17 protein-coding genes are annotated in these 22,411 nt (G+C 77.1%); 7 read left to right on the top strand and 10 right to left on the bottom strand.

What is annotated here, in order from left to right; genetic code table 11:
• Window positions 1-44 precede the first annotated feature (44 nt).
• Together WDV85_RS14980 and WDV85_RS14985 are read right to left on the bottom strand one after the other, a co-directional pair.
• Complete coding sequence (locus WDV85_RS14980; RefSeq protein WP_339571387.1) at window positions 45-641, bottom strand: biotin transporter BioY; 597 nt, start codon at window positions 639-641, stop codon at window positions 45-47.
• A gap of 212 nt (window positions 642-853) precedes the next feature.
• Window positions 854-2,665: a choice-of-anchor I family protein gene (locus WDV85_RS14985; protein ID WP_339571388.1), complete on the bottom strand. Its 1,812-nt coding sequence runs from the start codon at window positions 2,663-2,665 to the stop codon at window positions 854-856.
• A gap of 144 nt (window positions 2,666-2,809) precedes the next feature.
• Between WDV85_RS14985 and WDV85_RS14990 the strand changes: the two genes are divergently transcribed.
• Both WDV85_RS14990 and WDV85_RS14995 read left to right on the top strand, forming a co-directional pair.
• On the top strand, window positions 2,810-3,631 hold the full coding sequence (locus tag WDV85_RS14990) for an HAD family hydrolase (RefSeq protein WP_339571389.1): 822 nt from the start codon (window positions 2,810-2,812) through the stop codon (window positions 3,629-3,631).
• 86 nt (window positions 3,632-3,717) lie between these two features.
• Complete coding sequence (locus WDV85_RS14995; RefSeq protein WP_339571390.1) at window positions 3,718-6,864, top strand: fibronectin type III domain-containing protein; 3,147 nt, start codon at window positions 3,718-3,720, stop codon at window positions 6,862-6,864.
• A 307-nt stretch (window positions 6,865-7,171) separates the two neighbouring features.
• Here WDV85_RS14995 and WDV85_RS15000 read toward each other — a convergent pair whose 3' ends face one another.
• Window positions 7,172-8,080 carry an SDR family oxidoreductase gene (locus WDV85_RS15000; RefSeq protein ID WP_339571391.1) on the bottom strand — a complete coding sequence of 303 codons (909 nt, stop codon included), beginning with the start codon at window positions 8,078-8,080 and terminating at the stop codon, window positions 7,172-7,174.
• Window positions 8,081-8,158: 78 nt separating this feature from the next.
• Here WDV85_RS15000 and WDV85_RS15005 point away from each other — a divergent pair, with 78 nt between their 5' ends.
• Window positions 8,159-8,995 carry an HAD family hydrolase gene (locus tag WDV85_RS15005; protein WP_339571392.1) on the top strand — a complete coding sequence of 279 codons (837 nt, stop codon included), beginning with the start codon at window positions 8,159-8,161 and terminating at the stop codon, window positions 8,993-8,995.
• A 52-nt stretch (window positions 8,996-9,047) separates the two neighbouring features.
• Here WDV85_RS15005 and WDV85_RS15010 read toward each other — a convergent pair whose 3' ends face one another.
• Genes WDV85_RS15010 through WDV85_RS15040 form a run of 7 tightly spaced genes read right to left on the bottom strand, consistent with a single transcriptional unit; the run spans window position 9,048 to window position 16,706 of the window.
• Entirely contained in the window at window positions 9,048-10,376 is a 1,329-nt protein-coding gene (locus tag WDV85_RS15010; RefSeq protein ID WP_445263359.1) for an alkaline phosphatase family protein, read from the bottom strand.
• 59 nt (window positions 10,377-10,435) lie between these two features.
• Complete coding sequence (gene eboE, locus WDV85_RS15015) at window positions 10,436-11,776, bottom strand: metabolite traffic protein EboE (RefSeq protein ID WP_339571394.1); 1,341 nt, start codon at window positions 11,774-11,776, stop codon at window positions 10,436-10,438.
• Window positions 11,773-12,630, bottom strand: coding sequence for a TatD family hydrolase (locus WDV85_RS15020; protein WP_339571395.1), 858 nt, complete (start codon window positions 12,628-12,630; stop codon window positions 11,773-11,775). The genes eboE and WDV85_RS15020 overlap by 4 nt, the downstream gene beginning before the upstream one ends.
• Entirely contained in the window at window positions 12,627-13,493 is an 867-nt protein-coding gene (locus tag WDV85_RS15025) for an EboA domain-containing protein (protein WP_339571396.1), read from the bottom strand. The genes WDV85_RS15020 and WDV85_RS15025 overlap by 4 nt, the downstream gene beginning before the upstream one ends.
• Complete coding sequence (locus WDV85_RS15030) at window positions 13,490-14,467, bottom strand: sugar phosphate isomerase/epimerase family protein (RefSeq protein WP_339571397.1); 978 nt, start codon at window positions 14,465-14,467, stop codon at window positions 13,490-13,492. Before WDV85_RS15030 ends, WDV85_RS15025 begins: the two co-directional genes overlap by 4 nt.
• Complete coding sequence (locus tag WDV85_RS15035) at window positions 14,464-15,471, bottom strand: UbiA family prenyltransferase (protein WP_339571398.1); 1,008 nt, start codon at window positions 15,469-15,471, stop codon at window positions 14,464-14,466. The genes WDV85_RS15030 and WDV85_RS15035 overlap by 4 nt, the downstream gene beginning before the upstream one ends.
• Complete coding sequence (locus tag WDV85_RS15040) at window positions 15,468-16,706, bottom strand: inositol-3-phosphate synthase (RefSeq protein ID WP_339571399.1); 1,239 nt, start codon at window positions 16,704-16,706, stop codon at window positions 15,468-15,470. The genes WDV85_RS15035 and WDV85_RS15040 overlap by 4 nt, the downstream gene beginning before the upstream one ends.
• Window positions 16,707-17,102: 396 nt before the next feature.
• On the opposite strand from WDV85_RS15040, the gene WDV85_RS15045 reads away from it, so the two are divergent.
• The 4 genes from WDV85_RS15045 to WDV85_RS15060 all read left to right on the top strand — a co-directional run bounded on the left by WDV85_RS15045 (window position 17,103) and on the right by WDV85_RS15060 (window position 22,115).
• Window positions 17,103-18,608 carry a sugar ABC transporter ATP-binding protein gene (locus WDV85_RS15045; RefSeq protein WP_339571400.1) on the top strand — a complete coding sequence of 502 codons (1,506 nt, stop codon included), beginning with the start codon at window positions 17,103-17,105 and terminating at the stop codon, window positions 18,606-18,608.
• Entirely contained in the window at window positions 18,605-19,732 is a 1,128-nt protein-coding gene (locus WDV85_RS15050; RefSeq protein WP_339571401.1) for an ABC transporter permease, read from the top strand. The genes WDV85_RS15045 and WDV85_RS15050 overlap by 4 nt, the downstream gene beginning before the upstream one ends.
• Before the next feature lie 70 nt (window positions 19,733-19,802).
• Complete coding sequence (locus WDV85_RS15055) at window positions 19,803-20,855, top strand: substrate-binding domain-containing protein (RefSeq protein WP_339571402.1); 1,053 nt, start codon at window positions 19,803-19,805, stop codon at window positions 20,853-20,855.
• Between the two features lie 78 nt (window positions 20,856-20,933).
• The gene (locus WDV85_RS15060) at window positions 20,934-22,115 is read left to right on the top strand and encodes a Gfo/Idh/MocA family protein (protein WP_339571403.1); all 1,182 of its coding nucleotides are present in this window, start codon (window positions 20,934-20,936) and stop codon (window positions 22,113-22,115) included.
• Window positions 22,116-22,411 lie beyond the last annotated feature (296 nt).

Here is a 22,411-nt window from a genome sequence, read left to right on the forward strand (position 1 = left end):
CGCCACCCCAGCTGGGGTGGCGGCCTCTCGCGCGTGCAGGGGCGTCAACGACGACCGACGAGCCTCCACAGGCCCGGCAGGACGGCGCCGGCGACGGCGGCCTTGACGGCGCCGCCGAGGAGGAAGGGCGTGAAGCCCGCGGCGACGGCCTCCGCGGCGCTCATCCCCGTCGTCACCGCGAGCCACGGCACGCCGACGGCGAAGACGACGAGCTGGCCGGCGACGAAGAGCGGCAGCGCGCGCAGGAAGCGGCGGTCCGCGCCGTGGCGCGCCGCCAGCCCGACGAGGTAGGCCGCCGGCACGAAGCCGACGACGTAGCCGCCCGTCGCGCCGACGACGGCCTCGTAGCCGCCGCTCGCCTCGGAGTAGAAGGGCAGGCCGACGAGGGCGGCGAGGATGTAGACGCCCATGACGGACACGGCGCGCACGGGGCCGAGGGCGGCCGCGACGAGCACGAGCCCGAGGGTCTGGCCGGTGATCGGCACGGGCGAGCCGGGCACGGGCACGGCCACCTGGGCCATGAGCGCCATGCCGAGCACGCCGCCGACGACGAGCGCGACGTCGCGGGTGCGGGCGCCGGGCAGCAGGTCGGCGAGGACGAGGCCGGGGCGGGCGCCGGCGGGGAGGGCGGCGGAGGACACGGGCGGCTCCAGCGGTCGGCCGGCGGGTCGGGGCGCCGGCGGCGGGTCGGACAGGCGCCGATCCTGGCAGAGCCCGGGCCGCCCTCCGCCCCCGCGCAGCCCCCGACTCCGGACAGCCCCCACCTCCGACCAGCGGGAGCCGTCGTCGTCCGTGGACGGCTTCCGCCGTCGTCGTCGTCGGACGGCTCCGCCGTCGGCGCCTGCCGCGCGCCTCAGCCCGCGACGTCGAGGCGCAGGAGCGTCGTCGTGCCCGAGACCTCGTTGCCGACGACGAGCAGCGGCACCCCGGGCAGCGGGCTGTCCTCGGCGGCGACGAAGGCCAGGCCCTCGGGGCCGAGGTCGCCGGCGGCCTCCCAGCCGGCGGGCGGCTGGTCGTCGTCGTCGACCTCCGTGTCCACGGTGAAGTCGCGCGGGTTGAGGTACTGCACGAAGCGCACGTCGCGGGGATCGGTCACGTCGCCGACGACGACGCCGCCGACCCGCTCGAGGCCGACGAAGGCGTAGACGCGCTCCTTGCCCGACGCCGTCGTCACCCGCCCGACCGTGACGCCCTCGGGCTCCGGCCCCTTGTTGTCGCTCCGGCCGTCGAAGTCCGCCTCCTCGTGGTCCGAGTTGAAGCCCTCCGGCAGGGCCTCCGCCACGAGGCGCTCCAGCTGGTCGCCCGAGTCCCACATCGTGCGGCCGTCGGCGTCGAGCACCGACACCGAGCGCGAGCCGAAGGCGTGGAGGTCCTGGACGCAGGACCCGTCGGCGGACGGGCCGTCGGGCCAGGAGATCGTCAGGCGGCCGAGGTCGGCGTCGCCGAGGCGCCCCGCGGCGGGGGACGTCGCGCACAGCGGCGGCAGGCCGTCCTCGCCGAGGTCCTTCGCGCGGGCCTCGTCGGAGAAGCCGCCGGTCTCGCGCCAGGTGTCCTCGTCGCCCCACGCCCGGGAGTCGCCCTCGTTCGCCGTGACCACGTAGGTCTCGCCGTCGGCGGCGGTGTAGGAGGCGATGCCGTCGGGCATCTGCAGCCCCGTGACGGGCACGGGGCGGACGTCGGCGACGCCGTCCCGGTCGGAGGGGTCGATGCCGTGGCCGGCGCGGGAGTGGTCGACGCGCTCGAGGGGGAGGACGTCGGTGATCCGCCCGCGCACGACGTCGAGACGGGCGAGGGCGTTGTTCTCCTGCAGCGCGACCCAGGCCGTCCGGCCGTCGTCGGCCACGGTGACGTACTCCGGCTCGAGGTTGCGGGCGAGCCGGAGCGACGCCGCGTCCGGGCCGGTCAGGCGCAGGCCCGCAGCCACGAGCTCGTCGCGGCGGCCCTCGAACCGCTCGAAGCCGGCGGTGCGGGTGCGCACGCGGAGCCGGTCGAGGTCGCCGCCGCGGGCGACGACGTCGACGACGCTCACCGAGCCCACGGGGTCGGCGGCGTAGCCGGGCCGCTCCGGGGCGTCCTCGAACCCGTCGTCGCCCGGCGCCGCGGGCTCGCCCTCGTTGGCGACGAGCGCGGTCCGCCCGTCCGGCGTCCACGTGACCATGTCGGGCAGGGCGCCGACGCGCACCGACCCCACCTGGCGCGGCTGCTCGGCGCGGCCGTCGAGGAGCACCAGGCGGCCCCGGTCGGTCTTCCGCGGCGCCTCGACGGCGACGGCGACGAGGCCGTCGTCGCGCACGTCCACCGAGTTGGGCACCTCGCCGGCCGCGAAGGCGACGGTCGTCTCGAGCACGGGCGCCGCCGGGTCCGAGGCGTCGAGCACGTCGAGCCGACCGTTCAGCGCGTTGACGACGAACACGCGGTGCGTGCCCGGGTCGTGCGCCACGATCTCGGCGGCCGACTGCGCGAAGGCGCCGGAGGAGTAGCGGCCCAGCACGGACAGGTGCACCTCGGCGCCGGGGGCCCGGACGTCGGCGGCGACGGGACCGAGGGGTGCGCCGGCGTCGGGCGCGGCGGCGGCGGCCGGCACCCCGAGGAGGAGCGGGCCGGCGGCGGCGCCGCAGGCGAGGGCGGCGAGGGTGCGGCGGCGGGAGGGGGAGCGGGTCGGCATGCGCGCGACCCCACCGCCCGCAGGTGGCCGACCGGCGACGGGCGCGTGGCGCGGGAGTGGCTCGGCGGCGACGGCTCGGCGGGCCCCGGCGCCCCACCCGGACGGCCCCCGCGGGGGGCGGTGGCGCCGACGTACTGTCGCGGCATGCGCTGGCTCGTGGCCCTGGACGTCGACGGCACCCTCGTCGACCACGACGAGGTGCTGTCGCCGGCCGTGCGCGACGCCGTCCAGGACGTCGTCGCCGCCGGCCACCACGTCGTCGTCGCGACGGGGCGCTCGCTCGACAGCGCCTTCCCGGTGCTCGGCTGGCTCGGGCTCACGGGCACGGGCGACGCCGCCGCGAAGCCCTACGTCTCGCCGATGGTCTGCAGCAACGGGGCCGTCACCGTCACGGTCGACCCCGAGCTGCCCGGCGGCCACGAGCTCACCGACGTCGTGACCTTCGACCCGGCGCCCGTGCTGCGGCTGCTGGTGCAGGACCTGCCGGAGGCCGCCTTCGCCGTCGAGGACGTCGGCGTCGGCTTCAAGGTGGCCGGGCGCTTCCCGGAGGACGAGCTGACGGGGCGCATCACGCAGGTGCCCTTCGAGGAGCTGCTGCACGCGCCGGCGTCCCGCGTCGTCGTCCGCAGCCCCGAGCACACGCCCGAGGACTTCCTCGAGATCACCTCGCGCCTCGGCATGAAGGGCGTCAACTACTCCGTCGGCTGGACGGCGTGGCTCGACCTCGCCCCCGAGGGCGTGAGCAAGGCCAGCGCCCTGGAGGTCGTGCGCCAGCGCCTCGGCGTCGACCGCGCCCACACCCTCGCCATGGGCGACGGGCGCAACGACCTCGAGATGCTCCGCTGGGCCGCCCGCGGCGTCGCCATGGGCCAGGCGCCCGCCGAGGTGCGCGAGGCGGCCGACGAGGTCACCGGCTCGGTGCTCGAGGACGGCGCCGCCGCCGTGCTCGCGACGCTGCCGCGCTGAGCCGGGCGGGGCCGCGGTCCTCCTCCGACCGGGGGACGCGGTCCGCGCAGGCTCCTGCCCCCCGCCCGGGGGGACGACGAGCGGGTGTGGACCCCGCCCGCCGCGCTGCGCCGCCCGCCCGCCGCCCCGCGCCGCCCGCTGCCCGACCGCTGCGGGCCGCCCTCGTCGTGGCCGCGTTCACGGCGCTCGTGGCGCTCCTGCCCGGCGGTGGCTCCTCCGAGCCGTCGGCCGGCTCCGTCGCCCCGGGCCCCTCCGGGGTCCCGGTGGCGCTCGGGCCCACCGAGCTCGTGCTCGGCGAGGTCCTCTTCCCCCCGGGCATGCCCCGGGGGGTGGCCCTCACCCCCACGGACAGGGCCCTCGTCGTCCGGTGGGACGCCGTCACGACCGGCAGCACGCTGCGCGAGTATCGCGTCTACCTCGACGGGACCCTCGCCGCCACGGTGCCGGCGGGCACGACCACGACGCGCCTCAGCGGCCTCGTCAACGGCCGCTCGTACTCCGTCGCCGTCAGCGCGCGCGGTACGAACGGCCTGGAGTCCATGCGCTCGGGGGCCGTGACGGGCGTGCCGGTCGACGACGCGCCGCCGCCGGTCCCGACCGGGCTGGTCGCCGTCCGCGGCGACGCCCAGGTGTCGCTGGCCTGGCACGCGGCGTCCGACACGGACCGGACGGCCGTGGAGGTGCTGCGCGACGGCGTCCGCGTCACCGTCCTGCCCGCCGCGGTGACCAGCTGGACCGACACGGGGCTCGTCAACGACCGGACCTACCGCTACTCCCTCGTCGCCGTCGACGCGGCCGGCAACCGCTCGGCGGCGTCGTCGCCCGTGGTGCCCGCGACGCCGACCGACCTCACCGCGCCGGCGGTGCCCACCGGGCTGCGCGGGGTCGCGGGCGACGAGAGCGTCTCCCTGACGTGGGACCCGGGGACCGACGTCGACCTCGCGGCCGTGCGCGTCCTGCAGGACGGGGTCGTCGTCGCGGTGCTGCCGGCCGGCACGACGTCCTGGACGGCGACGGGGCTCGAGGTCGGGCGCACCTACCGCTACGCCCTCGTGGCGGTCGACGGGCACGGCAACGCCTCGGCCGCCTCCACGCCGCCGGTCGAGGTCGTCCCGCTCGACCTCACCCCGCCCGGCGCCGTCGACGGCGTGGTCGCCCGCCCCGGCGACCGCTCCGCCGAGCTGTCGTGGGAGCCCGTGACCGACCGCGCGCTCGCCGGCTACGAGGTGCTCGACGCGGACGGCGTCGTCGTCGCCCGCGTCGACGCGCCCGCGACCGCGGTGCGGCTCTCCGACCTCGCCGACGACGTCGAGGTGACCTACCGCGTGGTCGCGGTCGACCGCGCGGGCAACCGCTCGACGCCCAGCGCGCCCGTCGCCGTCACCCCGCACGACGACGTCCCGCCCGCGGCCGTCGAGGGCGTCGCCGTCGCTGAGCTCGACCGGGCCCTCGAGGTCACCTGGTCGCCCGTGGCGGACGCGGTGGCCTACCGCGTCGTGCTCGACGGCGTCGTCGCCGCGGACGTGCCGGCCGGGTCGCCGCCGCGCGCCCGCCTCGAGGACCTCCAGCCCGGCGTGGAGCGCTCGGTGGTCGTCCTCGCCGTCGACGCCGCCGGCAACGTCTCCGCCGCGCACGAGCCGGTCCTCGCGACGCCCCGCGACCTCGCGCCGTCCGCGCCGTCGGGGGTCGTGGCCGTCCCCGGCGAGCGGCCCGGGGAGGTCGCCGTCTCATGGGCCGCGCCCCTCGAGGACGACGTCGTGGAGCACCGCGTCCTCGTCGACGGCGAGTTCGTGGCCCTCGTGCCGGGGGCGACCGAGGTCCTCCTCACCGAGCTCGCGGAGGGCGCGGAGGTCGAGGTCGTCGTCGTGGCCGTCGACGCGGCGGGCAGCGCCTCGCCGACGAGTGCGGTCGTGCGCGTGCGCGTCCCGTCCTCCGTGCCGCCCTACCTGCCCCTCGTCCCGCCGGCCGAGAGCTCGGGCACCGCCACGGGCGCCGGGCTCGCGGCCACCCGCGACGGCCGCTGGGTCGTCGTCAGCACCGCCGCCCGGCTCGAGGCGGGCGACGCCAACGCCGCCCCCGAGCTCCACCTGCTCGACCGGGTCCGCGGCACGAGCCGGCGCGTGGCGCCCCTGCCGGCCTCGTGGGGCTCGGCGACGACGGACAGCACCAACGCGAGCGCCGTCGTGATCTCGGAGGACGGGCGCTACCTCGCGCTGTCGACGACGGCGCGCCTGGTGCCGGAGGACCGCAACAGCCTGCTGGACGCCTACCGCCTCGACCTGCGGACGGGGGAGTGGGCGCTCGTCAGCGCCCCGGCCGCCGGCGGCGCGTCGTCCTCGACGGCCGGCGTGCTCCTGCCGACCGGCTCGTCGGTCTACGCGCGGAGCCCGGGCCTGGCCATGACGGCGGACGGCTCGACCGTCCTCTTCCTGTCCGCCCGCTCCGACCTCGTGGCCGACGACCGCAACGGCGTCGCCGACGTCTTCGCCAAGGACCTGACGACGGGCCAGGTGCGGCGCGTGTCGACGTCGTCGACCGGCGGGGAGACGCCGCTGCGCGCCACCGGCCCGGCGCTCGCGGTGACCCCCGACGGCCGGTACGCCGTCTTCCCCGCGCAGGCCTCGGGGCGCCCGCTCGTCCTCGTGCGCAAGGACCTCGTCACGGGGGAGCTGCTCGTGGCGTCCACCGCGCCGCGGGCCGGGTCGACGCCCGTCGAGGTCTCGGTGTTCCGCGACACGGGCGACGTCGCCGTGAGCGACGACGGCCGCTACGTCGCCTTCAGCACGGCGGCCAAGCCGGCGGCGCCGACGACGTCGTGGTCGACCGGGCTGGCCTACCGCAAGGACCTCGTGACGGAAGAGCTGGCGCCGCTCGGCACCGGCCAGACGGCGGCCTGGGAGCACCAGCTCGGGCTCGACCCCACGGGGCGGTACGGCTTCGTCGCGACGGCGGCGCCCCTGCTGGCCGAGGACGGCAACCGCCGCACCGACCACTACCGCCGCGACCTCGAGACGGGAGAGCTGCGCCTCGTCACCTCGCGGGCCGACGGCTCGGTGGCGCCCTCGACGTCGGGCTCGGTCACGCCGGCGGAGTACGGCCGCGTGCTCGTCCTCGGCGCCGACCGGGTGCTCGTCGGCACGGTGCTGCCGCTCGTCGACGGCGACGCCAACGGCCTGCTCGACGTCTACGGCCGCGACCTCGCGCGGGGCGAGGCCGGCGCCGTCGTGGGGTGACCTGGTCTCGGGAGGGCACGTCGTCATCACAACGCCGTACGGAGGCCCTCCTCGTGGCACATCGTCGTCAGGACGCCTCGCTGAGGGCCCTCTCGAAGGCACTTGGTCGTCAGAGCGCCCTGTGAGGAGCGCTTCCCAGGGCACTTCGTCGACACATCGCCGCGAGAGGGCGCCCCTGAGGGGCGTTTCGTCGACAGAGTGCGGGGAGGTAGCGGGCCGGGCGTCGATCTGTCGACAGAGTGCGGGAACGACAGCGCCGGCCGACCCGCGAGGGGCCGACCGGCGCGTCGTGGTGCGGGGTGGGAGGTCAGGGCGTGGGCATGCCGCCCGTGCTCGAGTACGTCGAGCCCGTGGTGTAGCTCGACTCGGGGCACGCGAGGTGCACGTAGGCCGCGGCGAGCTCGGCCGGCTGGCCGGCGCGCGCGAGCGGCGTCTGCGCGCCGAACTCCGGCCGCGCCTCCGGCGGCTGGCCGCCCGAGATCTGCAGCGGCGTCCAAAACGGCCCCGGCGCCACGGCGTTGACGCGGATGCCCTTGGGCGCCAGCTGCCCCGCGAGCGCCTTCGTGTAGGCGTTGATCGCGGCCTTCGTCGGCGCGTAGTCGAGGAGGTTCGGCGAGGGCTGGTAGGCCTGCACCGACGACGTCGTGATGATGCTGGAGCCCGGCTCCATGTGCGGCACAGCGGCCTTCGTCACCCAGAACAGGGCGTGCACGTTGGTGCGGAAGGTCTCGTCGAACTGCTCGGTCGTGAGGTCGGCGATGTCGTCGACCGCCGTCTGCTTGCCCGCGACGACGGTGAGGACGTCGATGCGGCCCAGCTCGGCGACGGCGCGCTCGACGAGCTCGGTGTTCGCCGCCTCCTGCGACAGGTCGCCCGGGACGGCGACGGCGCGCCGGCCGGCGGCCTCGACGAGGCGCACCACCTCCTGCGCGTCCTCCTCCTCGGACGGCAGGTAGGACAGGACGACGTCGGCGCCCTCGCGGGCGTAGGCGATGGCGGCGGCGCGGCCGATGCCCGAGTCGGCGCCCGTGACGACGGCGACGCGGTCGGTGAGGCGGCCGTAGCCGACGTAGGTGTCCTCGCCGTGGTCGGGCTTCGGGCCCATCTCGCGGGCCAGGCCCGGCGCCGCCTGGTCCTGCTGCGGCTGCTCGGGCTGGGGGTAGGCGGTCGTGGGGTCCCGGAAGGTGTTCTGCGTGGTCTGCGTGGTGTCGGCCATGCCTCCACCCTGGGGTCGCGGGGGCGGTGCGGCGACCCGGGCGGTCGCCCGCGGGCCGGCCACGGCAGGATGCGGGCCGTGGCGACGGTGACGGGTGCGGCACCGGCGCCGACCGGGCGGGTCCGGCTGGTCGCCAGCGACCTCGACGGGACCCTGCTGGGCGCGGGCGGCCTGGCCTCGCCGCGGACCCTCGCCATGATCTCGGCCTGCCGGGCGGCGGGCGTCCACGTCGTCTTCGTCACCGGACGCCCCGTCGTCTGGCTGGACCCGGTGGCCGAGCAGACCGGGCACACCGGCACGGCCATCTGCGCCAACGGCGCGCTCGTCTACGACGCCGGCAGCCGCCGCGTCCTGTCCGCCACCGGGCTCGCCCCCGCGGACGCGCTCGAGGCGGTGGCCCGCCTCCGGCGCCGGCTCGACGGCCTCGCCGTCGCGGTCGAGACGCTCGCCGGCTTCCGGCGCGAGCCCGGCTACCTCGTGCGCTTCGACGGCGGCCGGGAGGTCGAGGTCGGCGAGCTGCCCGAGCTGCTCGACCCCGACCCCGTCGTCCTCAAGCTCCTCGTCCGCCGCGAGGCCGGCACGTCGGAGGACCTGCTCGCGGTGGCGCGGGAGGAGCTCGGGGGCCTCGCGCACCCCACGCACTCGAGCCCCGAGAGCCCGCTCATCGAGGTGAGCGCCGTCGGCGTCAGCAAGGCGGTGGCGCTCGCCGCCCACGCGGCGTCCCTCGGCGTCTCCCGCGAGGACGTCGTCGCCTTCGGCGACATGCCCAACGACGTCGAGATGCTCCGCTGGGCCGGCCGCGGCTACGCCATGGCGGGCGGTCACCCCGAGGCGGTCGCCGCCGCCGCGGCGACGGCGCCCCCGTGCGCGGACGACGGCGTCGCGCAGGTGGTCGAGGCGCTGCTCGGGGGCTGACCGCCCTGCCGGGGAGCCGGAGCGGGCCCCGGCCCGCTCCCCGGCGCCGGCCTCAGGCGTCGAGGCCCGCCGCCCGCAGCACGAGGGCCTTGACCTCGGTGGCGTGGACGCGCTCGCGCGACCCCAGCACGTCCGGGTCGCTGCACAGGAGCAGCGGCCCGTCCTCGCGCGCGCCCGGGGTGTCGGCGGGGACGCGGCCGTGCGTGCCGCGGACGGGCGACGGGTCGAGCGGCACCACCGACATGGCGTACCGGAGCCCGACCCTCTTGCGGAGCAGGGAGAGGCCGGCACGCAGCCGCGCGGTGCGGTCGGCGGGGTCGAAGAAGAGCTCGGCGGGGTCGTAGCCGGGCTTGCGGTGGATCTCGACGCCGCGGGCGAAGTCGGGCGCCCGCTCGTCGTCGAGCCAGTAGTAGTAGGTGAACCAGGCGTCCGGCTCGGCAACGAGCACGAGCTCGCCGGCGCGCTCGTGGTCCAGGCCGTGCCGGCGCCGGCCGTCGGCGTCGAGGACCTCGTCGACGCCGGAGAGGTCGCCGAGCAGGCGCCCGACCGCGGGCACGTCCGCGGGGTCGCGGACGTAGACGTGCGCCACCTGGTGGTCGGCGACGGCGAAGGCCCGCGACGTCCACGGGTCGAGGTACTCCATGCCGTCCTGCGTGTGGACCTCCAGCAGACCGGCCCGGCGCAGCACCCGGTTGACGTCCACCGGGCGGGCGGCCGGGGTGATGCCGTACTCGGAGAGCGCGACGACCGTCACGCCGGCGGCCTCCGCGTCGTCGAGCAGCGGCGCCAGGGCCTCGTCGAGCCGGCGGGCGGCGCGGCGGGCCTGCCGCGAGGCCGGTCCGTACCGCTGGAGGTCGTAGTCGAGGTGCGGCAGGTACGCCATCGTGAGGTCGGTGCCCGGCATCAGCCGCCGCGCGGCGCCGACGATCCACTCGCTCGACCCGATCGACGCCGTCGGGCCCCAGTACTGGAAGAGCGGGAACTCGCCGAGGGCGCCGACCAGCTCGTCGTGCAGCTCGGGCGGCCGCACGTAGGCGTCCGGGCTCTTGCGGCCGTCGGCGTGGTAGACGGGCCGGGGCGTCACCGTGACGTCGGTCGACATGCCCATCGCGTACCACCAGCAGACGTTGACGGCGCGGAAGCCCGGCACCTGCCGCCGAGCGGCCTCCCACACCGGCTCCGCCTGCACGAGCCGGTTGTGCTGGCGCCACAGGAGGACCTCGCCGAGGTCGCGGAAGTACCAGCCGTTGCCGACGACGCCGTGCTCGGCCGGCATCGCACCGGTGAGGAAGGTCGCCTGCACGCTGCACGTCACGGCGGGCAGCACCGTGTCGACCGCCGCCGACGCGCCGGAGCCGGCGAGACGGCGCAGCCGCGGCATGTCGGCCAGCGCGCGCGGCGTCAGCCCGACGACGTCGAGGAGGAGGACCGGGCGCCGGCTCACGCGCCCGCCCCCGCCGCGTCGGCCCCGGCCCCGGCACGGGTGGAGGCGGGGGCGGGGGGCTCCTGCAGCCGGTCGCGCGTCCACGCCAGCTCGGCGGCGATCCCGCCCACGAGGTCGGCGGCGGACGTGCCCGTGCCGCCCGAGCGCTCGCGGTGGGCCGCGGGCAGCACGGACCAGGTGTAGGTCTCCACCTCGACGACGTCGACCCGCACGGCGGGCGGGGCGTCGCGCACGAGGCCGTGCAGGGCGGAGGTGAGCGGTGCGGTGACGGGGCGCACGGGGCCCTCCCAGTCGGCGTGCAGGGGTGCGTGGACGTGGCAGCGCCAGGGGCTGAGCCGCGGCAGCCCGCCGTGGGCGGGCTCGCGCAGGGCGCGCGGCAGGTCGTCCGCGGTCGCGAGCGAGCCGTCGGCGCGCCGCTCGCGCACCTGGTGGAGGAAGCGCGGCTCGTCGAAGGCGGCGAGCTCGGCGCGGTCGCCGTCGTCGGCGGGGTCCTCGAGGTGCAGCGCCGCGGACGCCTGCAGCTTGACGACCGGCACCCGCGGCCGCCCGGCGGGGCGGTCGGTGAGGCGCCCGACGAGGTCGTCGAGGTCGTCGAAGCCGACGGCGCTGTGGCAGGTGTCGAGGCACACCCCGACGAGCCCGGCGTCGTCCGCGGGCGGCGGCTCGTCGTCCGGCCCCCCCGCGAGCAGCGCCGGGAGGGCGTCCGGCCCGGCGAGGGCGTCGTCGAGGACCTCCCAGACGCACCCCGGCTCGGGCTCGAGGCCGACGCGCACCCGGCGGCCGCTGCGGCGCTCGAGGTCGCCGAGCCCGCGGGCCAGCGCCCCCAGGGCCCGACCGGCGGCGGCGCGGCGGGCGTCGTCCCACGGCCGGTACCAGGCGAGGGGCAGCGTGCTGACGGCGCCGCCGGCGACGTCGTCGGGCAGCAGGGCGGCGAGGACCCGGGCGCACGCGAGGGTGTGCTCCAGGCGCGCGGGCTCCGTCCAGTCGGGGGAGTAGACGGCGTGCTTGACCACCGGTGCGTGGAAGTCGCCGTAGGGGAAGGCGTTGAGCGTCACCACCTCGAGGCCGAGGCGGTCCAGCTCCTCCCGCAGCCGCCGCACGGGGCCGCCCGCGGGGGCCCCGGCGGCGAGGTCGGCGTCGAGCACGCGGGCCGCGCCGGCGGGGAACCACAGCCCCACGCCGAGGCGCTCGCCGTCCGCCCGGAGCCCGAGGCGCTCGGCGACGGGGACGGCCACCGTCCGCAGCTGCTCCACGATGCCGTCGAGCTGCGTGGCCGGGTGGACGTTGGTGCAGTAGGCGACGTGGACGGTGCTGCCGTCGGGGCGCGAGACCCTCACGACCGCGGCCCCCGCAGCACCGAGCTGCCCTCGTGCTCGGCGCCCAGCTCGGTGCGGACGTCCTCGAGCAGGAGGCGGCCGCTGCGGCCGAAGAAGGCGACGGGGTTGCGCCACAGGACGCGGTCGACGTCGTCCTCCGTGAAGCCGGCGACGAGCATCGCCTCGCCGACCGCGCGGGTCTTCAACGGGTCGCTGCGCCCCCAGTCGGCGGCGGAGTTGACGAGCACCCGGTCGAGGCCGCGGTCGAGGAGGATCCGCACCATCCGGTGCTCGTCCATCTTCGTCTCCGGGTAGACGGAGAAGCCCATCCAGCAGCCCGCCGCGTCGACGTCGGCGAGGGTCGTCTCGTTGAGGTGGTCGACGACGACGGCGTCCGCGGCGATCCCCGAGGCCTCGACGAGCTCGAGCGTGCGCCGGGTGCCCGCCGCCTTGTCGCGGTGCGGCGTGTGGACCATCGCGGGCAGCTCGTGCTCGACGGCCATCGCGAGCTGGCGCGTGAAGGCCTCCTCCTCGGCGGCCGTCATCGAGTCGAAGCCGATCTCGCCGACGGCCACGACCCCGTCCTTCTCGAGGTAGCGCGGCAGCTCGTCCAGCACCGGGGTGCACCGGGGGTCGCCCGCCTCCTTGGGGTTCAGCGCGATGGTGCAGTGGTGCGCCACGCCGAACTGCGAGGCGCGGAAGCGCTCCCAGCCCAGCAGCCCGTCGAAGTAGTCGAGGAAGGAGCCGACGTTCGTGCGGGGCTGCCCGAGCCAGAAGGCCGGCTCGACGAGCGCCGCGACGCCGGCGGCCGCCATCGCCTCGTAGTCGTCGGTCGTGCGCGACGTCATGTGGACGTGCGGGTCGAAGATCCTCATCGGCGGGTCTCCTCGTCGCTGGGACGGTGGGCGGGGGGGCGGTGGGCGGGGGGCGTGACGCCGAGCAGCGCGCGGGCGGCGGCCGCGGCGGCCAGCCGGTCGGGGGCGCCGCGGGCGGCGGCGTCGTCGAGGCCGGCCTGCGCGAGCGCGGGCGAGCCCGGGGGCAGCACGGACGGGACGTCGGCGGGCACCGGCCGGCCGGCGGCGACGCGCTCGGCGACGTAGCGCGCGACCATCTCGGCGAGGCGCTCGTCGGCCCGGTCCGCGAGCCGGTGGACGCAGGACAGCGGCACGCCGACGAAGAGGCACTTGAGGACGGCGTGCCGCCACACCTCGTCGGCGAGCACGTCGGCGCACGGTCCGACGGCCGCGGCGACGAGCCGGGTGTCGTTGGCGCGCAGCGCGTCCTCCACGAGCGCGGCGGGGACGGCGCCCGCCGGCAGCGCGGCGGCCGAGCGCAGCAGGCCGCGGCGCTCGGTGGCGTCGGCCCGCTCGTGGAGCGCGGTGACCCCGCCGGTGCTGGCCCGGCCCGCCGCGACGGCGTCGACGACGAGGAGGGCGCGGGCGAGGTCGTCGACCGTCCCGAGCAGGCCCTCGGGCCCCAGCGGGTCCGCGCCCGGGACGAGCGGGCCGCGGCCCACCGACCGGCCCGCGGCGGGGAGCAGGACGTCGACGGGGGTGCCGGCGTCGGCCCGCTCGATCAGCCGCTGCCACCGCGCCCAGGCCTCTCCCGCGCCGTCGTCCGCGCCGCCGTCCCTGAGCCGCGCCGCCAGGGCGCGACGCCAGACGTCCGCCCCGTCGCCGGGCTCGGCCCAGCGGACGAGCGCCCAGCCGGGGGCGCCGTCGGGCCCGGTGCTGCTCACGGGGTGGCCTCCACGGGGTCCGGGGACGTGGCGGTGGTCCCGGTGGCCGTGCCCGAAGTCGTCAGGGCCGTCGTCAGGGCCGCGGCGAGGGCGTCGCGGCTGCGCCGCGCCGTGACGGGCGCGGCGTGGCCGTGCCGGGGCAGCTCGACCGCGGCCAGTCCGGCGTAGCCGACCTCGAGGAGGGCGGCGAGGACGTCCGGCAGGTCGACCTCGCCCTCGCCGAAGGGCAGGTGCTCGTGGACGCCGGGCCGCATGTCGTCGAGCTGGACGTTGGCCAGCGCCCCCGGTGCACGTTCGTGCGCCCGTCGGACCGTGGCCCCGGGGCTGCGCGGCTCGTTGGCGACGGCGTGCCCGACGTCGAGCGTGAGGCCCAGCCCGGCAGGGCGTCCCAGGGCGTCGAGGACGGCGAGGGCGTCGTCGAGGACGGCCACGTGGTGGTCGGGCTCGGGCTCGAGCGCCAGCCGGACGCCGGCGTCCCCGGCGAGGGGGAGGAGCTCGGCGAGGGAGCGCAGCAGCCGGTCGGTGCCCTCCTCGGGCGTCGATCCCGCCGGCAGCGGCCCGGTCCAGAAGGAGACGACCGGGGCATCGAGCGCCGCGGCGGCGAGGACGGCCCGGCGCAGGAGGTCGACCCGCGCCTCGCGGCCGGGCTCCCCGTCGGCGCCGTCCGGCCCCACGAGCACGGGCCAGTGCTTGCGCCACGGGTCGAGGACGTACCGGCCGCCCGTCTCGACGACGGCGACGAGGCCGCGCGCCCGCAGCTCGGCTCCGACGGCGGCGGCGCGGCGGCGCAGGTCGCCGACGTCGCCGGACGGGTCGAGGTGGTGGTGGTCGAGGGTGAGGCCGACGCCGCCGTACCCGAGGCCCGCGACGAGGTCGAGCGCCTCGGGCAGCCGGTGGTCGGCCAGGCCGTTGGTGCCGTAGCCGACGACGAAGGGCGTCGCGGGCAGCCCGGGCTCCGCTGCGGGGGCGCTCACGTCGCGGAGCCGAACCGGCGCAGGGCCTTCCCGCCCGCCCCGAGCGCGAGGACGCCCGCGGCCGTGACCGGCTGCCGCAGCCCGGCGAGCAGGGAGGCCTGCAGCGTCACGAGGGCCCGGAGGCCCGCGACGGTGGCCGCGCGGGCGTCACCGCCGGCGCCGGTGCCCGCGCCCGCCTGGACGGGCACAAGCCGGGCCACGTGGGCGGCGGAGGCCACGACGCCCAGCACCGCACCGGCGACGGCGGGCACCCGTCCGCCGCCCCGCCGGACGGCACCGACGGCGGCGGCCACCCCCGCGGCGGCGGAGGCGACGCCGGCCGCGGTCGACACGGCGGCGGCGCGCCGGGCGGCCGCGGGCGTCGCGCCGTGCACCTCGCCGCGCGCGAGGTCGGTGACGGCGAGCGTGTGGAGACCGACCGAGAGCGCGGGGAGGGCCGCCGGGCGCAGCGCGGCCACGAGCGGGATGCCCGGCGCGGCCGCCGTCGCGCCGAGCACGACGTCGAGCAGCCGGGTGACGGCCATGCTCGCGGGCGCGAGGGGGCCGCTCTTGCCGACGAGGTCGTAGGTCCAGACGGCCGCGGCGAGGAGCGCCGCGCAGCCGGCCGACCGGCGCCCGCCGGCGAGGCCCGCGACGCCGACGCCGACGGCCGTGAGCGCCCCGGCGGCGGCGAGAGCGGCCGGCGGGGCCACCCGGCCGCTCGGCAGCGGGCGCTCGGGCCGCTCGACGGCGTCGAGCTCCCGGTCGGCCCAGTCGTTGAGGACCATGCCGCCCCAGTAGAGGCAGACCGACGCCAGTGGTGCCGCGGTGGCCCTCACCACGGCGGCTGGGGGCACGGCGGCTGGGTCCACGGCGGCTGGGGCCGCGGTGCCGGGACGACCGACCCCGCCGGCGGCGGCGAGGCCCGTGAGGGCGTCACCGGGCACGGAGACGACGGCGGGGAGCCGGACGAGCTCCGCCCAGTCCCGCCACGTGCCGAGCCCGCCGCCGGGCGCGGGCCTCATCGGCGGCCGAGCTCCTCGGCGAGGCCGAGCAGGTGGCGCCACTGCTCGCCGAGCGCGTGCTCGTCGCTGCCGCAGGGGTTCTTGAAGAAGAAGCCCAGCTCGGGGACGGCGCCCGTGCGGCCGGCGTCGGCCGCGGCGGCGACGAGGCGGACGAGGTCGAGCACGAGCGGTGCCGCGAGGGCCGAGTCGCAGCCGGCCCAGGTGAACTGCAGCGTCATCCGCGTGCCGAGGAAGCCGGTGAAGCCGACGTGGTCCCAGGCCGTCTTCCAGTCGCCGTGGTCCGGCACGTTGTCGATGTGGAGCGGCCCCGGGACGGGGCGGCCGACCATCGCCTCGAGCCCGGCCGCCTTCGTCGCCGTCTTGCTCCGCACGGCCTCGGGGTCGGCGAGGGTCTGGCCGTCGCCGCCGCCCAGCAGGTTGAACGAGGCCCACGAGTCCACGTGGAGCGCCCGCTGGACGAACATCGGCGCCAGTACCGACTTCAGCAGCGTCTCGCCGGTCTTGCCGTCGCTGCCGGCCCACGTCGCGCCGGACCGGCGGCCGTGCTCGGCGACCGCGGGCAGGTCGACGCCGGGGCTGGGGGTGAAGGCGACGAAGGACGCGCCCGCCTCGAAGGCCGCCCACGCGTAGGTGGCCGACAGCGGCAGGGGCGCGCGGCCCGCCGCCCAGGCCGCGCGGACCGCCTCGGGGGTGGCGAGGTCCTCCGCCCGGCGCGCGTCGGCCGGGTCGAGCGGGGGCCGGGTGCTCGAGACGTCGACGACGACGAGCCGCTCCACGCGGTGCCGGCCGGCGAAGGCGCGCAGGTCGGCCACCAGGCCCGCCACCTCCGCGGCCTGGCCGCCGCCCGCGGCCGGGCGGGGGGCGACGACCTCCTCGTCCGCGGCGTCGAGGGCGTCCCCCAGCGCGTCGACGAGCTGCTGCGGCACGACGCGCTGCGCGGCCAGCTCGTCGGCGCGCTTGCGGAACGGCACGGGCGAGGGGTCGTGGCCGCCGGTGACGAGACGGGAGAGGTCGGGCAGGCGCGCCCCGGACAGCGCCGGCAGCTCGCTGACGAGGCCCACCGGGCCCGCGAGGCCGGAGCGCAGGGCGTGGAGGCCGACGAGGGCGGTCGTGGCGACGGACCCGCGGGCGCCGACGAACCAGACCCCGACCGGCCCGCCGGCGTCTCCCTGCCCGTCGTCGACGTGCCCGCCGACCGCCGTGCCGGTCCCTCGCGCGTCCTCGGTGCTCGTCATGGTGCCCGCTCCTCGGGTGGTCGTCCCCCGGCTCGGCGAGCCGGGGAGGTCGTGGGCCGCCCGTCGTCCTCCGGGGAGCGGGCGGCGCCGCGGGTCTCCGCCGTGCTGCCGGCGCCGGGGTGCTCGCGGCGCCCTCGGGGGACGTCCTCGTCCCGGAGACCCCCGGGCGTCTCGCCCGGTTCGTCCTTCTCGCGGAGTGTCTAGCAGCCGGAGCCGCACGCGCGCCAGGCCCTGCGGCAGCGGCGTTCTCGGGGCGCCGGAGGCACGGGGGCGGTGAGGACTCCCGCGGCGGCCGGGAGGTCACGATCAGGTCACGGCTCTTGCCACGGTGATCACCCGACCGTCACGGTTTATCGCAACAACCGATCTTCACGACGAAGCACACAAGGTGGTGTGATGCGGGAGGAACTCCTGCACGTGGTGGACCTGGTCAAGCACTTCCCCGGCGCCAAGGCGCTGGACGGCGTCGACCTCGACGTCCGCAGCGGTGAGGTGCACTGCCTCCTGGGGCAGAACGGGGCCGGCAAGTCGACGCTCATCAAGGTGCTCGCGGGGGCGCACCGCCCCACCTCGGGCGAGATCCGCTGGCGCGGAGAGGTCGTCGAGCTCGATGACCCCATCGCGGCCATCGAGGCGGGCATCGCGACGATGTACCAGGAGCTCGACGTCGTCGACGGGCTGACGGTCGCGGAGAACCTCTTCCTCGGCCACGAGCTCTCCAGCGGCGGCTTCCTCCGCCGGCGCGAGGCCCACCGGCGCACGGCCGACGTCCTCGAGCGCCTGGGGCACGGCGACATCTCGCCCGGCGCCGAGGTCGGGTCCCTGTCCGCGGCGGGCAAGCAGATCGTCAGCATGGCCAGGGCGCTGTCCCACGAGGCCCGGCTCCTCATCATGGACGAGCCGTCGGCGGTCCTGGACTCCGAGGAGGTCGACAACCTCTACCGGGTCGTCCGCGACCTCACCGCGCAGGGCATCGCCGTCCTCTACATCTCCCACCGCCTGGACGAGATCCGCGAGATCGGCGACCGCATCACGGTCCTCAAGGACGGCGCCACCGTCGCCCGCGGGCTGCCCGTCGCCGACACGCCGACCTCGGAGCTCATCCGCCTCATGACGGGCCGCGCGGTCGGGGGCGACTTCCCCGCGCGGCCGGGCGTGGCCGAGGACGCGGAGGAGCTGCTCGTCGTCGAGGGCCTGGGGCTGCGGGGCGTCTTCTCCGACGTCTCCTTCTCCGTCCGGGCGGGCGAGGTGGTCGGCCTCGCCGGCCTGGTCGGCGCCGGACGCTCGGAGATCCTCGAGACCGTCTACGGCGCCCGGCGCTCCACCGAGGGCCGGGTGGGCGTCGGGGGCGCCCGCCTGCGGCCGGGCTCGGTGGACGCCGCCGTCCGCGCCGGCGTCGGCCTCGCCCCCGAGGAGCGCAAGAGCCAGGGGCTCCTGCTGCCCGAGCCCGTCTACCGCAACGTCACGCTGTCGAGCTTCGCCCGCCACGGCGGCGCGGGGCTGCTCGACGAGCGCGCGGAGCGCCGGGTCGCCATGGCGCAGCTCGAGGCCGTGGACCTGCGGCCCGCGGACCCGGACCGGCCGGTCGGGACGCTGTCCGGCGGCAACCAGCAGAAGGTCATGCTGGCGCGCTGGCTCGCCCACGGCTGCCGCGTGCTCCTGCTCGACGAGCCCACCCGCGGCGTCGACGTCGGCGCCCGCGCCGAGATCTACGGCCTCGTCCGCGAGCTCGCGGCCTCGGGCGCCGCCGTCGTCGTCGTCTCCAGCGAGATCCCCGAGGTGCTCGGCCTCGCCGACCGGGTGCTGGTGGTCTCCGACGGCCGGGTGGTGCACACCGGCCCCACCGACGCGATCGACGAGCACGGTGTCCTCGACCTCGTCATGGAAGGACGAGCAGCATGAGCCAGAACACCCCCGACCTCGCGCCGACCGGCCCGGGTCCCCGCGAGGCCCCGGCCGCCACCGGGAGCGCCCCGACCGGGGGCGCCCGCTCCGGGAGCGCTCCGACGGCGCGGGCGTCGTCCGGCGCGTCGGACGGCCCGGGGGGCCTCGGGCGGCTGCTGCACGGCGACGCGGCGCGCAACGCCGGCCTCCTGGTCGTGCTGGCGCTCATCTTCCTCGTCGGGTGGGTGACCGCGGGCAGCTCCTTCGCCAGCGTGGACAACATGACGACGATCCTCAGCCAGGCGGCCGTCCTCGGCGTCGTCAGCATCGGCGTGACCTTCGTCATCACCGGCGGCGGCATCGACCTCTCGGTCGGCTCCGTCATCGGGCTGTCGTCGGTGTGGGCCTCGACGCTGGCGACGCAGACGATCGCCGAGTCCTTCCACTGGAGCGTCATCGTCTTCACGGGCGTCGCCGTCGGGGCCGTCGCGGGTCTCGTCAACGGGATCCTCGTCGCCTACGGCAGGGTCGTGTCCTTCATCGCGACCCTGTCGATGCTCGTCGCCGCCCGGGGCCTCGCCGAGATCATCGCCCAGCGCCGGACGCAGATCGTCACCGTGGACGGCTTCCTCGACGTCGCCCAGGGCGACCTGCTGGGGGTCCCGGTCCTCGTCTGGGTGTTCCTGCTCGTCGCCGTCGCCGGCTGGGTCCTGCTGAACCGCACCACCTTCGGGCGACGGACCATCGCGGTGGGCGGCAACCCGGAGGCCGCCCGCCTCGCGGGCATCAAGGTGCGCCGCCACACCATGTACCTCTACGGCATCGCGGGCGTGACGGCCGGCATCGCCGGCGTCATGTTTCTGGCCCGCACCACGGCCGGCTCGTCGACGAACGGGCAGCTGTACGAGCTGAACGCCATCGCCGCCGTCGTCGTCGGCGGCACCCTGCTGGCCGGCGGCCGCGGCACCGTGGTGGGCACGGTGCTCGGCGTCCTCATCTTCGCCGGCCTCACCAACGTGTTCATCCAGAACAACCTGTCCATCTCGGCGCAGTCCATCGCCCAGGGCGCGATCATCGTGGTCGCCGTCCTGCTGCAGCAGCGCCTCGCCGCGCGGCGCCGACCCGCCCGTCGGTCCTCCTAGCCGCCGCCGGGCCCGCCGGGCCCCGGCGCACCGACCCACCCCACCCACCGCTCTCGACGAGGAGAGAACCATGGCTGCCACCACCGTCCGCCGTCGCTGGACGCTCGCGACCGGCCTGATCGGGGTCAGCGCCCTGCTGGCCACCGGCTGCGTGTCCAACACCCCCGAGCCCTCGGCCGAGCAGCAGGAGGCCGCGTCCGGCGGCGGCGGCTCCAACGACGAGGTCGGCGAGACCGTGACCATCGGCTTCACCGCGCCGGCGGCCGACCACGGCTGGATGGCGGCGATCAGCCGCGCCGCGGAGGAGAGGGCCGACAGCCTCGAGGACGTCGAGCTCCAGGTCGCCGAGGGCACCAACGACGTCAACCTGCAGATCAGCCAGGTCGAGACCTTCATCAACGACGGCGTCGACGCCATCGTCATCCTCCCCTTCGACGGCGCCGCCCTCACCGACGTGGCCCTCGAGGCCATGGAGGCGGGCATCCCCGTCATCAACGTCGACCGCGAGTTCAGCTCCCCGTTCGCGGCCCGCTCGACGGTCCTCGGCGACAACTACGGCATGGGCGTCTCCGCCGGCACCTACATCTGCGAGCAGCTCGACGGCCAGCCCGACGCGGTGGTCGCCGAGATCGCCGGCATCGACTCGCTCCCGCTGACGCAGGAGCGCAGCCAGGGCTTCGCGGACGCCCTGTCGGACTGCGGGCTCGACGTCGACAACCGCGTCGCCGCGGACTTCACCGTCCAGGGCGGCCAGCAGGCGGCGGCGAACCTCCTGCAGGCGGCGCCGCAGATCGACGCCATCTGGAACCACGACGACGACCAGGGCGTCGGCGTGCTCGCGGCCATCGAGCAGGCCGACCGCGACGAGTTCTTCATGGTGGGCGGCGCCGGCTCGGCGAACGTCATGCGGGAGATCCAGGAGGGCGGCTCCGTCCTGGACGCCACGGTCGTCTACCCCTCCACGCAGGCGGCCGACGGCATCAGCCTCGCCCGGCTCGTCGTGCAGGAGAAGGACATGGACGACCTGGTCTCGAGCCAGGTGCCCCGCCAGGTGCAGCTCTTCGCCCCCGTCGTCACGGCCGACAACGTGGACCAGTACCTGCCCCTCGCCTTCGAGTCCTGACCGCCGCGGCGGCGGCGCGGGCACGCCCCCGCGCCGCCGTCGCCGTCCGGGCGGCTCGCGCCCGGGAGAGGAGACCGCATGGCTCCCGACAGCAGTCCGACCCTCGGGGTCGGCATGGTCGGCCACTCGTTCATGGGGGCGACGCACTCCCAGGGGTGGTCGGTGGCCCCCCGCTTCTTCGACCTGCCGCTGCACCCGCGCATGGCCGTGGTGGCCGGCCGCCGCGAGGAGGCGACCGCCGCGGCGGCCCGCCGCTTCGGCTGGGAGAGCACCACCACCGACTGGCGCACGCTGCTCGAGCGCGACGACGTCGACCTCGTCGACGTCTGCACGCCGGGGGACACCCACGCCGAGATCGCCGTGGCGGCGCTCGACGCCGGCAAGCACGTGCTCTGCGAGAAGCCCCTGGCCAACACGGTCGAGGAGGCGGAGGCCATGGCGGCCGCCGCCGAGCGCGCCGCCGCCCGCGGGGTGCGGGCCATGGTGGGCTTCACCTACCGGCGCGTCCCCGCGGTGGCCCTCGCGCGCCAGCTCGTCGCCGAGGGGCGCATCGGGACCGTGCGGCACGTGCGGGCCCAGTACCTCCAGGACTTCCTGGCCGACGAGAGCGCGCCGATGATGTGGCGCCTCGAGAAGGACAAGGCCGGCTCCGGGGCGCTCGGCGACATCGGCGCCCACGCCGTGGACCTCGCCCAGTTCGTCACCGGGGAGCTCCTCACCGGGGTCAGCGGGATGCTCGAGACCTTCGTGCACGAGCGCCCCCTCCCGGGCGCGGACGTCGGCGCCCTGCGCGGATCGGCGGGCGAGGGCACCGGGCGCGTGACCGTCGACGACGCCGCGGTCTTCACGGGACGGATGGCCGGCGGCGGGCTCGCGACCTTCGAGGCGACCCGCTTCGCCACCGGACGCAAGAACGCCCTGCGGCTCGAGGTCAACGGGTCCGCGGGCAGCCTCGCCTTCGACTTCGAGGACATGAACGTCCTCCAGGTCTTCGACGCGCGGGAGGACGCCCGCGTCGGCGGCTTCCGCCGCGTCCTCGCCACCGAGCCCGAGCACCCCTACGTGGGGGCGTGGTGGCCGGCCGGCCACGGGCTCGGCTACGAGCACAGCTTCACGCACCAGGTCGTCGACCTCGTCGAGGCCCTGGCCGCGGGGCGCCAGCCCGAGCCCTCCTTCGCGGACGGGCTCCAGGTCCAGCGCGTGCTGGCCGCCGTGGAGGCCTCCTCCGCGGCCGGCTGCGCCTGGCAGGCCCTCCCCTAGAGGTCCCGACCCGCCCGGTGGGTGCGACCACCGGGCGGGCCGGGCTGTCCATCCGTCCCCGAGACCGCAGGAACGCACCAGCTCCCAGCCAGCAGCAGACCTGATCACCCGAAGAGAACGGACAGCTGACGATGCTTCCACAGCCATCCCTGCCCTGGCGCGGCGCCAGGGCATCAGGTCCGGGGCCACGGCGGCCCGGGACGGCGCGACGCAGGGGCGTCGGGCTCGTCGCCGCCCTGGCGGGCCTGGCGCTGCCCGCGTCCTCCGTGGGCGCCCTCCCCGCGGCGGGGGCCGCC

Origin of the sequence: Pseudokineococcus sp. 5B2Z-1, from assembly GCF_037482305.1 — a bacterium.
In the GTDB taxonomy this organism is placed as follows: Bacteria; Actinomycetota; Actinomycetes; order Actinomycetales; family Quadrisphaeraceae; genus Pseudokineococcus.

What these genes read in the sequence shown, in the direction of transcription:
- WDV85_RS14985 (WP_339571388.1), bottom strand. Translation starts at nt 2,665, where the DNA reads ATGCCGACCCGCTCCCCCTCCCGCCGCCGCACCCTCGCCGCCCTCGCC.
- WDV85_RS14990 (WP_339571389.1), top strand. Translation starts at nt 2,810, where the DNA reads ATGCGCTGGCTCGTGGCCCTGGACGTCGACGGCACCCTCGTCGACCAC.
- WDV85_RS15000 (WP_339571391.1), bottom strand. Translation starts at nt 8,080, where the DNA reads ATGGCCGACACCACGCAGACCACGCAGAACACCTTCCGGGACCCCACG.
- WDV85_RS15010 (WP_445263359.1), bottom strand. Translation starts at nt 10,376, where the DNA reads ATGCCGCGGCTGCGCCGTCTCGCCGGCTCCGGCGCGTCGGCGGCGGTC.
- WDV85_RS15020 (WP_339571395.1), bottom strand. Translation starts at nt 12,630, where the DNA reads ATGAGGATCTTCGACCCGCACGTCCACATGACGTCGCGCACGACCGAC.
- WDV85_RS15035 (WP_339571398.1), bottom strand. Translation starts at nt 15,471, where the DNA reads ATGAGGCCCGCGCCCGGCGGCGGGCTCGGCACGTGGCGGGACTGGGCG.
- WDV85_RS15040 (WP_339571399.1), bottom strand. Translation starts at nt 16,706, where the DNA reads ATGACGAGCACCGAGGACGCGCGAGGGACCGGCACGGCGGTCGGCGGG.
- WDV85_RS15045 (WP_339571400.1), top strand. Translation starts at nt 17,103, where the DNA reads ATGCGGGAGGAACTCCTGCACGTGGTGGACCTGGTCAAGCACTTCCCC.
- WDV85_RS15050 (WP_339571401.1), top strand. Translation starts at nt 18,605, where the DNA reads ATGAGCCAGAACACCCCCGACCTCGCGCCGACCGGCCCGGGTCCCCGC.
- WDV85_RS15055 (WP_339571402.1), top strand. Translation starts at nt 19,803, where the DNA reads ATGGCTGCCACCACCGTCCGCCGTCGCTGGACGCTCGCGACCGGCCTG.
- WDV85_RS15060 (WP_339571403.1), top strand. Translation starts at nt 20,934, where the DNA reads ATGGCTCCCGACAGCAGTCCGACCCTCGGGGTCGGCATGGTCGGCCAC.